Raw genomic sequence first — 15,595 nt, 5'->3', positions numbered from 1 at the left:
ATGGGTCCATAATTGCTATACCGTGAAATTACAGACGCGGTTAATAAGGCGATGGAACGACCCGTAGGTGTGACAATTTTGGCCATTATCGATGCCCTACAGGCTCTGTTGCTGGGCTTTTTAGGGGTTGCGGCCTTTTTTCTAAGTAAGCTGATTCTAGAACGGATGCGTCTGGACCCAGAGATGTCAGACTTGCTGGAACAGCTACCGCCAGGGGTAATTGATGCGTTTCCTAGGGTGATTGGGGGCATCTTTTTGGTGCTGGCCCTGGCCAATGCCGCGATCGCAGTTGGCCTCTGGGCGCTGCAGTCCTGGGCCTGGTATTTAAATCTGGGGCTGCAGGCCCTAGGCATTTTTGGCAACCTGGGGGGACTGCTGATGATTAATCCCGTCAGCCTGGCCTCCGTTGCCTTTAGCGGGTTTTATATTTACTACTTTTTGCAAGAACCCGTTCAAGAAGCCTTTGGCATCAACAATGCTTTCTAGAGCATTACTGACAAAAAAGCTGCCCTCTTAGCTCGGGGAGCTTAAGACTCAAAGCCCCCAAACTTGACGGTTTGGGGGCCTGAATAACCTGAAGCCAATTTGACAGCTACCGTCAATTATCCGATTTTTTCACCTGGGTGACCCGCCAGCTAAGCTTGAGATTCATCCAGAAGTTCCAGGCGGTTACCACTGCGATCGCAATCAGGTTAGCTAGATATCGATACTGCTGGCCAAAGACGACGTTAAAAATCAGGTTGAGCAGCAGTACATTCAGCACCAACCCCGACAGGCAAACTACGTTAAATTTGAGAAATCGCTTGAGTCGGGCTCCCATGCCTTGCTGGGATCTAGCAATGTCTGCAAAGGTCCAGGCGTCATTCCATAAAAAGTTATTGAGAATCGCGACCTCACCGGCAATAATTTTGCTGCGGGTGAGACCCCAGGCCAGGGTGCTGGGGTCGCTCAATAAATAGAGCACCACCATATCCACAAATACGCCGCTTAAACCTACCACCCCAAACCGCAAAAATCGACCGATGGGAAATTTCTGACGAATGCGGGCAATGCGCCCTTGCGATCGCAGCCGTACCAAGTGACCCAGGTATTCTACATATTGCTTCCAGGTCACCTTGCTTTCGCCTTCCTCCCGTTCCTGAAACACATAACCAACTTCGGCAATCTCACCCACATTGCCCCGACCAATCACCTCTAGCAAAATTTTGTAACCCAGGGGGTTGAGGGTGTGACCGGCAATAGCACTGCGCCGCACCATAAAATATCCGCTCATGGGATCGGTAACGCGACCGACCACACTGGGCAGAATCAGCAGCCCACAGACCTGGGCTCCCCGCGATAAGAAGCGCCGGATCGGGCTCCAATCGCTGACGCCACCTCCATGCACATGGCGGCTGGCCACCGCCAGATCGGCCCCTGCCTGTACATGGTGAATCATTTGCTTGAGGGTTTCAGGAGGGTGCTGCAAATCGGCATCGATGACGCCTAAAATTTCTCCCTGGGCCACCTGCCAGCCACGGATTACGGCTGAGGAGAGCCCCCGTTCTTGCTGACGTCGCATCACCCGCAGCTGCGGGTAGTTGGAGGTGAGTTGCTGGGCGACTTCCCAGGTATTGTCTGGGCTATTATCATCGACCAAAATTAGCTCATACTGGTTGGGCAGCAGATTATCCAGCAGAGCTGAGAGGTATGACACCAACTTGCCAACGTTTTTGCTTTCGTTATAGGTAGGGATCACCAAGGAAAATGGCAAACCGCTATGGGTAGACGTAATTCTTAATGGTCCTTGGGGGGGCTTAACCAGCTCAGAAGTATAGGAATTCATTGATACAGATTTACCAGGAGAGATACCCCACTGGGCGGGGGAGTACACATAACGCCCCTAGCAAGGCCTTACTGCTAAAGCTCTACTAAGGCTGATAGTTAGCGGAGTCCTGTTTAGGTTATTGATTAACGTTTATCAGTCCACGATAGAACGAATATTTACCAAAGGTACCCAATGATCTAAAGGATATACGCATGGCAGTATTATCGTTGCCAAACTGATTGGACCGTAAGATGCCTTGGTTGGGGATCAAGCAGGAAATGTCTGGCTCACAGAGATATAAAAATGATGACTCGCCCTGGTTCACGAGTTCTGCCGCTAGCTGGGTGACGGCGGTTTCGGTTTCGGTGCGAAAAAATGTCTTAAAGCGCAGGCTGGGCCAGAGCTGATGGGCGACCTGCTGGTGGGACATGGCCACCCAGGGTTCGTTGTAGCTGGCCAGGGCGGCAATGGCAGGGGCAACGGGGGCACGGTTGCTAGACAGTGAAATCGAGTTGGTCTGGGGATCGTAATAGTCCTTTAAACCCCCGTTGATGAGATTGATGTGTATGCCTAAGGCCATCACCAGGGCAATAGCAGCCAGGGTTTGCCAGCGTTTTTGGCGTATTGGCCACAGATGCTGCAACCCGGCGGCAATAATGAGGCCGGTTATGGGGACCAAAATGAGATACAGCCTGGGTCCCCATTGCGGGTCCTCAAGGCTGGAGGGGGCAATCAGGGGAACTGCGATCGCAAATAAGCTGCCAACGGTGATCAGCACAATACTTGCAGCGCGAGCCCGTCCTCCCATCCACCAGGGGAGTGCCAATGCCAGCAACCAGGCAGGGAAATACCGCAGCAGTGCAACCACCATATAGCTATAGTTATGCCAGATTTGAGTCGCTCGCTGACCAATGGATACACTGCTTTCTATGGCATACATGCCCAGGGTACGACCATAGATGACGCCGTTCATGCCTAGCAATCCCAGAATCGTCAGCGACATTGCGCCAGTAAAGGCCACCACTAAGCCCAGGGTTAATCCACGGGGAATGACCACTCGCCATCGAGTCGGTATCTGGGGAATCCGGCTAGCCACGACCAGGGCTGCCAAAATGATGGCTAAACACAACAATTCAGGCCGCAACCACACCGCTAACCCGACACAGACGCCGTTAACCAAGGCTTCATTCAGGCTGATGCGATCGGTTTGTCCTGCTGGCAACAGATGAATCAGTAGCCCTGAGACACCCCAAAAGGCTAGTGCGATCGCCAGGGTATGTTCCCAGTAAATCGCCCCGTAGAGAGTCAAGGGCGATGCCAAAATTACCAAGCCTAAGCTCAGGGCAATGATAGCTGAGTGAATCCGCCACACTCGACACACTTGCCACAGCCGCAACCAAGTAACCCATAAAGATATCAGGGGCACCACATATAGACCGTGGTAGCCTATCAGTCGATAGAACGGCGCAGTAATCGCCGGGAATATAAATGGAAACGTAATAAAATAATTTCCCTGTTGCTCATAAACATAGGGTGGTGCAAACGGATAAAGCCCCTGTCGCCAGAGGGTCAGCACCCAGGCCGGTTGAGGCAGATCCAGAGATGTTTGCCACTTGCCAGCACTAAACTGCTGGGACAACAGGGCTTTTAATCCAGCATCACCGCTAAAAAATACTCCATCTCGGCTGTAGAACTGTAGTCCTAAACTCAACCCTATGCCGACTATCAATACAAGTCCAGGTAAAAGCCAGGACAGCCACTTCCTTGATTTGAGCATTAGTATAGCGACGCTGAAGGCGTTGGCAAAACAATTTAGATACGTCCATGCAGAAGTCAGTCGCTGTATTTCTAAAACAGCACTGTTCAGTTAGCTAAGTTCAACAGCGCCTCAGTCTGTGCTCAGTACAAATAGTTACCCGATTACCACTAGCTTTAAAGTTGCACCACTTTATACAAAGCTTTTCTAAGGGTGACATTAACGGTGCAATTTACCGTTGCTGATTTACGACGATGAACCGATGGATTGAAAATGCCATCCAGCCATATCTCTAAGACGAAATCATAGTTCAGATCAACAACGCCTTCAATTTTAATGAGTTAGATGGTGGGTGGTAGCAAAGGTTGAGTCTGTAACAGCTGATCCGGATTGAGAACAAATAAAAGCGGCTCGACGTCAGACTGGACAATCAATCCGCTAACACATCTTATATTCACCCGAGTAGCATAGTTCGACGGTAGCGGCACTATGGCTGACTGGGCAAATCGTCGCACAGCTGGAGATGAGGCCACCGGCAGCCCCGCTAATTCTCCTTGATGGCTGCGAATAATAATTAAATATCCACCAGCAGACTGTTGCTCCAGGTATGGATATGATTGTGATGTGACATCTTCTGGCAACCCAAATGCCGGTAAACTGGCCTGGTAACTCATGGAGCCAAAAAGCTGCTGGGAAATATCTAAAACAAGCAGCTCTTTACCTTCATAAACAGTAAGGCCTGTCCCAGAATTATGATAGTCTCCCTGGGTCTCACTTTTACGTACTACCTTCTTGACCGCAAAAATTGGTAACGCAAACCACTCACGTTGCATTTGAAAAACAATGACCTGTTGCGTAGGCTCGCCTTTATAGGTTCTCAGACGTCGAGATTTGAGGGAAGATAAAGGAGTCATGGGGGTGATTACACTGCACTGAGGGATTGCTGTTAGAGTACCTGCTCAATTATTTGCAGAAGCTCATGATCCTGATAGGGTTTGGTAATGTAAGCAGTTGCGCCTAAACGCATCGCCAGCTGGCGATGTTTTTCGCTACCGCGCGAGGTCAGCATAATAATCGGTAAGTTCTTAAACCTGGCATCAGATTTAAGCTCAGCCAGCACACCATATCCATCTAGGCGCGGCATTTCAATATCACATACAATCGCATCAACGATTAATCCCCTAGATAATTGGTCTACCGCATCTTGACCATCTTTGCCCTGCTCTACACTATAGCCAGCTTGTTCTAGGGTCGTCCGTAGCAGCCGACGCATATTAATAGAGTCGTCAATCACCAGGATATTAATTTGTTGCACCTGAGGTAAGGCCAGCGGTTGAGGTGGTTCAGTCTCCCCTAGCCCAGACTGTAGCAGGTTCTGCCAATGGGGACGAGAATTGTTATCATCCTGTTCTGTTTCATCGCGCTCAACCCATTCCAGCAGTTTAACGGCATCGGCTAGAGGCACGACATGGCCATCTTCCAAAATAGTGCAACCGTTAAAGCCTGGCGGTAAGCTAATGACATTTTCAATCTGACGGATAACAACTTCTCGTTCTCCCCAAAACCGATCGATATGAATGCCACTTAAGCGTTCTCCTTGATTGACAATGAGAATTGATGGCTCATTGATAATCGGCACAGCTTCTCTATTGGTGGGCCGCATCGGACAGCGAAACTCTAGCCACCGATCCAGGTAGATCAGCGGCACGGTCAGCCCTTCCCAGTTAATCACTTTTTGCTCCGGCGTGTCGAAGATCTGCGTAGTTTTGAGACGGATCATCTCTTCGATACTATCGGTAGGAAATGCCAGTTGCATACCGCTGGTTTCCACCAGCAATACTCGCATGATGGAAAGGGTAAAGGGGACGCTAATGGTAAATGTTGTGCCCACTCCAGGCTGAGTGTCAACTTTAACCTCACTGCGAATCTGCTCAAGACTAGTACGGACCACATCCATACCAATACCTCGACCTGACAAACTGGTCACTTGAGAAGCCGTACTGAACCCAGGTTCAAAAATCATCCCCAGGAGCTCACTCTGACTCATGCTATTGAGCAGGTCTTCTGTCAATCCCATTTGATGGGCACGACTGCGAATTTTCGTGAGGTTAATACCTGCCCCATCATCGCTGATGGAAATCAAGGTTTGATTGCCTCTGTGGGTAGCTCGAATTTCAATGGTGCCTTGGGGGGATTTTCCTTGTAACTGACGGGTCTCGGCATCTTCAATACCATGGTCAAATGCATTGCGTAGCAAGTGCATGAGGGGATCGCGAAGATGTACCGCAACAAAGCGATCAATTAGGGTAGCCCCGCCTGAAATTTTTAGTTCGACTGCTTTGCCATACTGCAAAGATAACTCTCTAACTGTTCTAGGAAAGCGCTCAACAATATCAGACAGAGGTCGCATCCTTGCCCGTGTCACGTTGATCTGTAATGATTTAGCGGTACGGTTTAAATTGCTGGAGGCCTGTTTAATCTCCCGCATGTTGAGTTTTACATCGCTAGAGACTTCTCTCAGCTGCACCAAGGTTTCTCGTTGGGACTGGGATAGAAGATGTAAATCACTATAACGATCAAGCTCCAGACTATCGAAAGTCTGTTCAGATGCTGTTAGCGGATCTGCGATCGCAGGTGCGTTAGTTGTCTCTTGCCACGACGGGGCTACATTGGTGGCTACTTGAGAGACCAACAGCTCTATTTGACGAGCTTCAGCTCCATTGATTGATCCCATCCGAGATACTGGGGTATCAACTGCGAGCTGATCACAAAATGTTTGTAGCTCTACGTTCGTTTTATCTAGACTCACCATCCGTTTAGAAAACAGATTGATCAAATCCTCCATTTGATCCAGGCGTGAGTTGATCGTATTACGCTGAATGATCAGTTCTCCAAATAAGTCATTTAACTGTGTTAAGAGCTTAATGGGGACTCGAACCGTATTTTCTTGTGGATCTTGAGCATTGACTGTAGGAGACTCTACCGGTTCAACCAAAATTTCTACAAAATCATCATCTGCTGCTGTTGAGGATTGAGCAGGTGAAACTAGATTAGTTTGAGGCTCTACAACGGTCTCATTAACCTCAATGGATGAATTTATGTCCTCCTCAATGGCGACTGAGGCATCATCGAAATAAAATTCAGTTGGATTAAAGCTCTCAATTGCAGCTTCAATACCAGCCATATCAAACTCATGAACATCGTCTGCAACAGCGTCCGATGGATTAAAGCTCTCAATTGCAGCTTCAATACCAGCCATATCAAACTCATGAACATCGTCTGCAACAGCGTCCGATGGCGTAACTAGAGTATCCTGCTCCTCGTAAATTTCTGCAGCGATTGCTTCATCCAGGCTAGCGCTAGCGGTAGTACTTGGATCAGTATCTAAGGTTTCTACAAAAGCAACTTGATCAAAGTCAATCTTTTCTGAAACATCGACGGTCTCAACGGCATCTGCCTCAACCGTCTCTTCAGCTTCTACAACATCTGAATCATGAATAAAATTGAGATTCGAGAATGCTTCTGTATCCAGGTCTAAAGTCTTAAACTCAGAGTCCTCCGCAGTGACGAATGACTCTGAGCCCATAAACTCTAATTGTTCATTTTCAAACAGTTTAGAGACATCGGCAATATCAACCGGCTCTAGCTGGGTGGGTATCTTATCAAGTTTGCCAACCATCACCAAAGCTTGAGAACGCTGCCAGAGTTCTAGCGCTTGATGGGCAATCGGTTCTACCTGGTCTGGGGTCGCTGCTCTCAGTTGCTGATCAATGGAGGCACAGAGTTCGCAGAACGCATCCAGCTGCAGCATTTTACCGAGATCGTTCAGCTCCTCTACCATCATCTCCAATTCTTCCCGCAGACAGGGAGAACCAGGTGTAGTTAATACTGATGTGAGTCGTTCCAGCAGCTCATCCACCTCAGTGCCGAACATGACGGCTGCTGTACTATCGTCGGATTCTTCAGCCAGTAGAGCCAGTTCATCACTGGCTTGGACCTCACCCAGACGCTCACGAAGTTTCTCAAAGTTAGGATAGGCTTGCTCTTTCAACCAGGCTTCGGTAATCGGCAGCGCTTGACGATGGAGTGAGCTAATCTGGCGCATGGTATCTAGCCCCTGCAACAGCAGTATCTCCAGCGCCGCATCCATTTCAACTGAGCCACGACGAACCCTAATAATTTTTAGGGAGTCCTCGAATTGATGGGCCACCTGACTCATGGATGGGCATTCGATCATTGAGCCGATGCCTTTAATCGTATGGACTGCTCGTAGTGCCGCATCCATCTGCTGTGGATTCACCCCGGTTTCAGCAAGGCCGAGTAATACTGATTCAATAGTATTGAGATATTCATCAACTTCATCTAAGAAGTTGAGCCAGACCTCACGATCTGCTTCATGTGACATGGTTTTAATTTAATAGAGCAGAAATAGATTTGAAATAGGAGATATGGGCTACTGTCGGGCTGTCGATCTTAGAGATGAAGATAATTCTGCTAGAGAACCATGGCTCTCCATCCCTGAAGACGAGTGATGGTTGGATTAGGCTTCTGTTTTAATTTTGAACTGGTCTACTGTAGATTCTAATTCGCGGGCAACTTCTACGGTATTTTGCAGTGTTTCAGCAACTTCACGGGAAGAATCTGAGGTGCGCTTAGAGGCGGTGGTAATCTCCTGCATGAGCTGAGTCACCGTTTGAGATGTTTCAGCCTGTGAAACGGTTGCTTTCGAAATAGATTGGAGTAGATGATCAATTTCTTGTGATACTTCCACAATCTGCCCTAAGCCTTCTTTCGTTTCTTGCACCAGTTGAGTACCTTCTACTACCTGAGTAGTGCCTCGTTCCATGGCTTCTACCACATCTCGAGTCCCCATCTGAATGTTTTTCACAATCTGCTCAATCTCTTTAGTGGCAGCTGCTGACTGTTCTGCGAGCTGACCAACTTCGCTGGCAACTACTGCGAAACCTTGACCTTCTTCACCAGCGTGAGCAGCCTCAATACTAGCGTTGACGGCTAAAAGGTTAGTTTTCATTGCAATCTCGTTAATCAGCGAAACTACCTGAGAAATTTGCTGTGAAGCTTCACCCAGTTGTTTCACTTTCTTTCCTGTTTCCGCCACTGTAGACCGCAGGCCAAGAATACTTTCTACGGTTCGATCCATAGCAGTTCCACTGTTTTGGGCAGCGCTGGAGGCAACCTGAGCAACCTGGGCAGCTTGACGAGCATTGTCGGCAACTTCCTGAATGGAGTTCGACATCTGCTCCACTGAATTCAGGGTGTTGGTAATTTCGTCCATCTGCGCCAGGGCGTCATCGGCCAGCTGTTGAATAGCGCCCTCGCTGTGGTTAATCGACTCGTTTACCTGTCCAGCGGACTGTTTCACCTGGATCACAATGGAACGCAGGTTCTCAATAATGGTATTGAAAACGTCACCGATGATGCCAATCTCACCTGCTGTTAGCTCTGTACGGACGGTGAGATTACCGCTAGAGGCCTCTTCCATCTCATTTAGAAGCTGTACTAGCTCACGCTGTAACACTTCAGTTCTTCTGCGTTCCTCTTCAGCTCTTTCCATCTGGGCTTGGGTAGAGAGCTGCTGCTGTAGCGATTCTTCCTGTTTAACGAGCAGTGTCTGAATTTGGGATGCCATGAGATTAATGTTGGCACCCAGCTGGGCAATCTCATCATTGCCTTGGGTATTGATGCGCGTGTCAAAATCTCCTTGCCCCAACCGCTTTACGGATTCAGTAATTTGCAGAATTGGCAGAGTCGCACGCGTAGCAACCAAGGTGGAAACAGCGACCACCAACAGTACAGTAATGCCAGTACCCACAAGGACTGTATTTAAAAGCTGTTGAGAGGCAGAAAATGCAGTAGAGGTATCAACTAAACTGACGACGCTCCAGTTAAGTTGTGGGTTGTTGGGATCATGGATAATGGGCGCATAGGCCGTGAGTTGAGCGTTTTGCCCTTCATTCAGAATATCAACTTGCGGCTCTCTGTCCTGTAGCCAGGAAACCGAATCAGAGAGGTTAGTTAGAATTGGGTTGGACTCAACACCGTCAGTGTTGGTTAGAAAGATTTGTTCATTAGCATCAATCAGGGCTACTTCCGCATCGGTCGATACAAAATCACTCACCCGCTGTTTTAGTTCTTGAAAGTCAAGACGAACACGGATCATGTAAAGCATCTCACCCGTTTCGGTATCAAAAATGGGTGCTGCTCCGACTAGGGCAACTTCAAGTTCTCCGGCTTGTGGTGCCCGTGGTTGAACCCAGGTAATTTCCTGGGTATCCATAATGTTTTGAAACCAGTTGTTTTGACTCACGTTCGACGGAATACCGTCTGGGTTACTGACGGCAACTGGGTTACCGTTGAGATCAACCACCGCAATGTCGGCATAAATGGGTGATTTTTCGACCAGGTTCTGGAGAAATGCATTGCGATCGCTAATTTCTGTGGCCTCACGCACTTTGCCATCTGCAAACATGCTCAGTTGGGAGAAGATTCTCAAATCTTGGAACCGAGCATCCATGAACTCTGCAGTAAAACTAGCAATATCAGATGTTGTATGCTCTTGAGTCTCGCTTACCTGAGTTGCAATCCTTTGCCCCACAAAAAAGTACCCCAGACCACCCACGCCCACAACCGGAGCTACTCCCAGCGATAGAGCCAGAGCAAGTACTTTTTTCCTTAGGGTAAGCTTTTGCCAAAACCCCCCAGAGGATGAATTGACAGTAGCAGCAGGCTGCCCAGCATACTGAGGCTCACTAGTATTCAGAGCAGAATCATTAGAGGAATCCATACCATTAGGCAGATTGCCATTACCAGCTGGAATATTATTCAGCTGAGGCGAAAATTCTGTATTGGGGGCCATTGTTGTAAGTTTTTTTAGATTAAGAGTGATAGGAAGTACTGTGAAAGTTAGGCATTAAAGAATTATTCCCAGTTGCTTTGCAACATGGGAGAGCGGGCAATCGCCTCAGCATCCAAGACTAACAACATTTCATCTTGCTGTAGTAAGCATCCACGCAAACAAGGCATCAGACCTGGCGAAAAATATCCCTTAGGCTTCTGAACCAACTCTGGTGCCACATGGACAACCCCTCTCATAGTGGGCACAACTAACCCCAAAAGCACCTGATTATGAGCTGACGATACAAACATATTCTGTTGCTGAGATCGCTGAGCAACACGGATAATAACAACGTTATAATTACGAATATTTGCAGGCAGTGGTGTAGCCAGCAGCATGTGAGCCAAATCAACTAACCATATGACTCGACTGCGTCGAGTTGATAACCCCAGCACACAAGGAGGCATATTTGGCATAGGCGTGATCTGCTGTGCTGGCAGAACAATAATCTCCTGCACCTGATTCATTGTGAACAGTGCCGGTGTTTGCTCATTCAGTTCAAAGCCCAGACAAGCCGCACCAGCAGCTCCTCCGGGTTGAACTTGTCGATGCGCTAAAACTGATGCATTCATTGACTTAAGCTGTATCGAACGGCATTAACAAGTTGGTCTTCAGTGAAGGGTTTAGTGACATATACATTCACACCTTGTTTCATAGCCCAAAGACGATCAATCTCACCTGACTTCGATGTGCAGGCGACAATTGGCATCTTCTGAGTCACTGGATTCTTCTTCAGGTTACGGCACATTTCCAGACCGTTCATCCCAGGCATGACCAGGTCTGTAACAATTGCATTGGGCTGATGTTCTATCGCCTTGTTCAAAGCTTCTTTAGCATCAGTAGCTACAATTACCGTATAACCTCCTTTTCTTAGGTAACTGCTGATGAGTTCCAACTCATTGATAGAATCATCGACAACTAAGATTTTGGCCACTTTTATTCACCTCAAAAGCTGTTCGTTGAATTTTATGTAGAGGAATCAAACTAATAAAGATACTTTTAGATAGACAGCGTCCTATGCTTTAAATAAACAACCATAGCTCTCTAATATCTCTTAAGATAAATTCCTAGATATCACATCTAGTAAACTAGCTCTATTAAAAGGTTTCTCCAAGTAATCGGTAGCCCCCACTAACTTAGCTCTTGTTTTATTAATGATACCTTTCTTGCCTGTTACCATTACAACTGGTATATCTTCAAATCCGGGAAGACGCCGCAGCATTCTACATAATTCATATCCACTAATTGTTGGCATTGTTAAATCTAACAAAATGATATCCGGCTTCAGCCGTTTCAGCTGGAATGTGGCCTTAATGGGCTCAAGAAATTTAAATACCGAGAAGTTTTCTTCACCTAAAAAACGTTCAATTTGATCCAAGGTATTAGGACTGTCATCCACACAGGCAATCACTGGTCGAGATTTTTGACGCTTATTAGGAGTGGGTGTATGGGGTGTTGAGAATTTTCTACCTACAGTCTCAGTGGCAGCTGAGTCTAATCGCTGAATTCGTTTAGGCGCAGAACTTTCAAGTCCAGTGAGTCGATCAAAGGGAGCCTCTGGCTCACGGAGAATGATCGATTTATTATCAACGTAGGGATATAGAAACTTAGCAATATCAAGTTCGTCTTGCTGTAGAATAGCAGCGATATGACGAATACTATACCCCCGTAAAATAGTCCCGAGCTTACTTTTTAATCTCGGAGAAACAAAATTTGAATTGTCAGTTCTAAAAAAGCCATCTTGACTAACAATATAGGGGCGCTGGTGGGGAGATGTAATTAATGGCTTCAGCAGCTTCCAAGTATTTAAACGGGTTTGACATTTTGAAATTGTATCTTTAGGGTCTAGCCTTGAAAACACAGGGATTTCAAAAAGCTCTCTTTCAATTCTGACAGCGCCTCCTGATAGAGACAGAAATGACTCAATTGCCTCTCGTGTCAGCTGTTCTATCAACTCTTGCGCTTGCCAAACCTCTAGGTATTTCTGCTCAACCAGATAACATATAATCTGATATTCAAAATACTGAATTGATTGAATATTCTCAGGCTTGATATTTAACAACTCTTCGGAGTTTTCTTCCAGCCAAGACAATGCCTCATGGCTCATGATGGCTAGCTTTAACTTCAGCCACTTAAGAGAATATGCAAGACTTTTTTCAGATGCATGGGAAGCATAGTTAAGCTTTCCATCCTTAAAGTATATCCACCATGACATTGATTTCGCATCAACTTCTAAGCACCCACTTCCATAGGTATGAACGAAGCTTGCCAACAAAACTGGAGGCTGAAAACTCCGGATAGTCTTGGTGGGGTTTGTGGTTCTTGACTTTTGCAAGCTTTTCATAATGTTCATATACTTACAATTCCCGTAGGCATCCATCCATGGACTACTACCTCATCTCAAGTCAAACTGAAGATAAAAATGTGAAGGAACTAAAACTTGAAAATCTTCCAGGTCTCAAGTTTGAGATTTTAAGCAAAGTCACGTGAATCTACATATCAAGTTTTTGATGAAAAACATAGATTCAACAAGGTTCCAAAAACCCTCAAAAATCAGCAATTTTGACAAACTTCTGTAGAATGCTTGAAAAAATTAATTTCTGAGAGTACTATCCATAGTGTAAATAGCTCCTATAGCGCTATTCCGATGTGATATTTTTAACTTGGCTTAAAGGGAAACACAATTGATACAAAACTCTATTCATTATTTGCAGCTGTTTCTCCGGCAATCTAATCTGAAATTTAGATACTTATTTGACAGCGGCTTTTAAAGGGGGAAGCTTTAAAAGCAGTATCCAGAACTGGATAAACTTCCTAGTTGGAAAGAATCCTAATATCCCAACCTAATATCTCAATTAGATATATTTGGGTTTTCCCAACTTTAGGAAGATCTAGCGTAAAGTCCCACAAAATTGATGGATTTGGGGAGATAACCAGCACATTTAATCCTTTTTTTACAACCTCTCAGGGGTCAATGAAGAGATAGTAATTATTTTTATTTTTTCAAGGGCATAAACACAACAAAGCGGCATTCATCAGTCAGCTCATGAGATGGAACGGATATGCGGGCGAGGCAGAAAAAGTTATCCCTGATGAATTGGAGATACAGATATTTCTGATCCTACCTTATCTATCACTTAGAAAGGCCCTGATGCTTAGAAACCTTTTAATATGGTAGATTTTTCCAACTCTCTTAACAGTAAATTGAAATGAAGTAGTTGGCCTGTACAAAGTAGTCAGCCTATGCTTCGGAGTAGCGTGAACGAGCCGTTCTTAAGATAGTATTCTATTAAACAATTCGTTTTCATGTAGACCAAAGTAGATTTACAAATAATTTTTATATTAGCGAGATATCACCAGATAACGGAAAAGTGTCCTGAGACAAATTATTGGGATGGAAGAGTTAAGGTTAGATTTTAAGAAGTATCCGACTTAAAACATACCAAAGTTGTAGAGGTAATTACTGAGAGCAGAGCGATCGGGCATTGTTTAAAGTGAGCTAGCCCGGTATATTTTTGAAAGCTGATCTGTTCTTAATAGCGATTGCCTGATCTAGAACATACCTAGACTAAAGTAGAAGTTTTGATTGCAGTGAGCTGAAAGTCGCTTTAAGGGGTGGCAGCAGATTCAACGAGAAAGTACGGCAGATAGGGGTGACTGCTCAAGAATTTTGTGCTCAATGCCGGAGCAAACTGAACTTAAAAAATGCCAGCCTGGGAAGTAGGGAGGGCAATCTATTTGGAACCAACCGCTGTTTGACCACAGTGGACAAGCAGCGGGCTGGTGTTGATTAGCTAATTAATACGCGTAGGTTAGTCAGGTGCAACCGCTTAAGCTAGACGTTTTTAGCAGATCTCTGATGGGAAGCAGTGGCCTGGAGTTCTTCGACCACATCCCAGGCAGCTGCACAGGCTGGTGAAGTGGCTCCTTGCTCATCGCAGACTTTGCGTGCCTCCTGACGGGCTACTTCAATTTCATCTTCAATAAACAAGCGTTTGGGCTTTTCAACAAAATCGCTCTTACGTAAGATGTCTGACACCGAAATCACCCCCAGCAGGCGACCTTGAACCACAGGAGCCCGACGGATTTTGGTATTTGCAAATAGACGGGCTACATACTCCACACCGAGATCTGGGGGGACGACAACGCAGGGTTTGCTCATAATTTCAAATACCCGCATTTGCTTGGGGTTGTGGCCATAGGCAGCCACCTTGTAGACAATGTCAGTTTCGGTCACCATGCCATAGGGATCGTCTTCACTACGACGGTCTACGATCAGCGCCCGTAGACCCTTATCTTTCATTAAATCAACGGCTTCAGCAACGGTAGCTGAGCCACTGATAGTAATGACATTAACGGTCATAATGTCCTTTGCCTGCATCATGATTGCTCTGATCCCTTGGTAAACAAAATATACATAAAAAAAGAGGCGTTGCTGATCCGAACTATGCTTTCAAAAGCCTGGACTAATTGCACTGCTTTCAAATTAGTTCACCCTCTAAATCAGCAACGACAAAAGAGATTCTCACATTGAGAGAACCTCTTGTTTTGAACTTGAATTAAGGTACAACACTAGCGTAAAGTACTGGGTAGCACCTAATACCTCTTAAACGTCATATTCGCGCTCTTGTAGAACTTCGGGATCATCCATGTAGGAGCTGTGACCATAGAAGTTTGTTTTGGGTTTTTCAACAAAGTCACTCTTGCGCAGAATATCTGAAATAGAAAGGACCCCCAATAGGCGACCTTGAACAACTGGGGCACAACGAATTTTTGCATTTGCGAATAAACGCGCGACATATTCCACACCCAGCTCTGGTGTGATCACAATGCAGGGTTTGGTCATAATTTGATAAACCCGCATTTCCTTAGGATCATGACCGTATGCGGCTACTTTATAAACAATGTCAGTTTCGGTCACCATGCCATAGGGATCGGCTTCATGGCGACGTTCTACGATCAAGGCCCGTAGCCCCTTCTCTTTCATTAACTTAACGGCCTCAGCGACCGTTGCTGAACCACTTATGGTAATCACATCCTTGGTCATAATTTCCCGCGCTGCCATCATTGTCGTAATCTCCTTAACTTGATAAATAAAATCCCTATGGATAGGCGT

At 46.2% G+C, this 15,595-nt stretch carries 11 protein-coding genes; 1 reads left to right on the top strand and 10 read right to left on the bottom strand.

Going from position 1 to position 15,595, the window contains the following annotated elements:
* Positions 1-51: 51 nt before the first annotated feature.
* The gene (locus N836_RS58875) at positions 52-486 is read left to right on the top strand and encodes a hypothetical protein (protein WP_023074208.1); all 435 of its coding nucleotides are present in this window, start codon (positions 52-54) and stop codon (positions 484-486) included.
* 112 nt (positions 487-598) lie between these two features.
* On the opposite strand, the gene N836_RS58870 is transcribed toward N836_RS58875, so the two are convergent.
* The 10 genes from N836_RS58870 to N836_RS58825 all read right to left on the bottom strand — a co-directional run bounded on the left by N836_RS58870 (position 599) and on the right by N836_RS58825 (position 15,547).
* Positions 599-1,825 carry a glycosyltransferase gene (locus N836_RS58870; RefSeq protein ID WP_023074207.1) on the bottom strand — a complete coding sequence of 409 codons (1,227 nt, stop codon included), beginning with the start codon at positions 1,823-1,825 and terminating at the stop codon, positions 599-601.
* Positions 1,826-1,943: 118 nt separating this feature from the next.
* Positions 1,944-3,584 (bottom strand): LA_3751/LA_3752 family putative glycosyltransferase, encoded by a 1,641-nt coding sequence (locus N836_RS58865; RefSeq protein WP_023074206.1) that lies wholly within the window; start codon positions 3,582-3,584, stop codon positions 1,944-1,946.
* 320 nt (positions 3,585-3,904) lie between these two features.
* Positions 3,905-4,477 (bottom strand): chemotaxis protein CheW, encoded by a 573-nt coding sequence (locus N836_RS58860; RefSeq protein WP_023074205.1) that lies wholly within the window; start codon positions 4,475-4,477, stop codon positions 3,905-3,907.
* Between the two features lie 32 nt (positions 4,478-4,509).
* Positions 4,510-7,968 carry a hybrid sensor histidine kinase/response regulator gene (locus N836_RS58855; protein ID WP_023074204.1) on the bottom strand — a complete coding sequence of 1,153 codons (3,459 nt, stop codon included), beginning with the start codon at positions 7,966-7,968 and terminating at the stop codon, positions 4,510-4,512.
* 135 nt (positions 7,969-8,103) lie between these two features.
* Positions 8,104-10,440 (bottom strand): methyl-accepting chemotaxis protein, encoded by a 2,337-nt coding sequence (locus N836_RS58850; protein ID WP_023074203.1) that lies wholly within the window; start codon positions 10,438-10,440, stop codon positions 8,104-8,106.
* 62 nt (positions 10,441-10,502) lie between these two features.
* Positions 10,503-11,051: a chemotaxis protein CheW gene (locus N836_RS58845; RefSeq protein ID WP_023074202.1), complete on the bottom strand. Its 549-nt coding sequence runs from the start codon at positions 11,049-11,051 to the stop codon at positions 10,503-10,505.
* Positions 11,048-11,413 carry a response regulator transcription factor gene (locus N836_RS58840; protein ID WP_023074201.1) on the bottom strand — a complete coding sequence of 122 codons (366 nt, stop codon included), beginning with the start codon at positions 11,411-11,413 and terminating at the stop codon, positions 11,048-11,050. The genes N836_RS58845 and N836_RS58840 overlap by 4 nt, the downstream gene beginning before the upstream one ends.
* Positions 11,414-11,533: 120 nt before the next feature.
* A complete protein-coding gene (locus N836_RS58835) occupies positions 11,534-12,823 on the bottom strand; it encodes a response regulator (RefSeq protein ID WP_161634998.1) in 1,290 nt (429 codons plus the stop codon).
* 1,491 nt (positions 12,824-14,314) lie between these two features.
* Positions 14,315-14,863: a CBS domain-containing protein gene (locus N836_RS58830; protein WP_023074198.1), complete on the bottom strand. Its 549-nt coding sequence runs from the start codon at positions 14,861-14,863 to the stop codon at positions 14,315-14,317.
* Between the two features lie 222 nt (positions 14,864-15,085).
* Positions 15,086-15,547, bottom strand: a complete 462-nt coding sequence (locus N836_RS58825) for a CBS domain-containing protein (protein WP_023074197.1) — start codon at positions 15,545-15,547, stop codon at positions 15,086-15,088.
* Positions 15,548-15,595: the final 48 nt, after the last annotated feature.

Source organism: Leptolyngbya sp. Heron Island J, from assembly GCF_000482245.1.
Taxonomy (GTDB): Bacteria; Cyanobacteriota; Cyanobacteriia; order Phormidesmidales; family Phormidesmidaceae; genus Leptothoe.
This window is presented reverse-complemented; position numbering and strand designations above follow the sequence as displayed.

Excerpts from the sequence above, each read along its gene's own strand:
- N836_RS58845 (WP_023074202.1), bottom strand. The coding sequence starts at position 11,051 with ATGAATGCATCAGTTTTAGCGCATCGACAAGTTCAACCCGGAGGAGCT.
- N836_RS58855 (WP_023074204.1), bottom strand. The coding sequence starts at position 7,968 with ATGTCACATGAAGCAGATCGTGAGGTCTGGCTCAACTTCTTAGATGAA.
- N836_RS58830 (WP_023074198.1), bottom strand. The coding sequence starts at position 14,863 with ATGATGCAGGCAAAGGACATTATGACCGTTAATGTCATTACTATCAGT.
- N836_RS58860 (WP_023074205.1), bottom strand. The coding sequence starts at position 4,477 with ATGACTCCTTTATCTTCCCTCAAATCTCGACGTCTGAGAACCTATAAA.
- N836_RS58875 (WP_023074208.1), top strand. The coding sequence starts at position 52 with ATGGAACGACCCGTAGGTGTGACAATTTTGGCCATTATCGATGCCCTA.
- N836_RS58835 (WP_161634998.1), bottom strand. The coding sequence starts at position 12,823 with ATGAAAAGCTTGCAAAAGTCAAGAACCACAAACCCCACCAAGACTATC.
- N836_RS58865 (WP_023074206.1), bottom strand. The coding sequence starts at position 3,584 with ATGCTCAAATCAAGGAAGTGGCTGTCCTGGCTTTTACCTGGACTTGTA.
- N836_RS58825 (WP_023074197.1), bottom strand. The coding sequence starts at position 15,547 with ATGATGGCAGCGCGGGAAATTATGACCAAGGATGTGATTACCATAAGT.
- N836_RS58850 (WP_023074203.1), bottom strand. The coding sequence starts at position 10,440 with ATGGCCCCCAATACAGAATTTTCGCCTCAGCTGAATAATATTCCAGCT.
- N836_RS58870 (WP_023074207.1), bottom strand. The coding sequence starts at position 1,825 with ATGAATTCCTATACTTCTGAGCTGGTTAAGCCCCCCCAAGGACCATTA.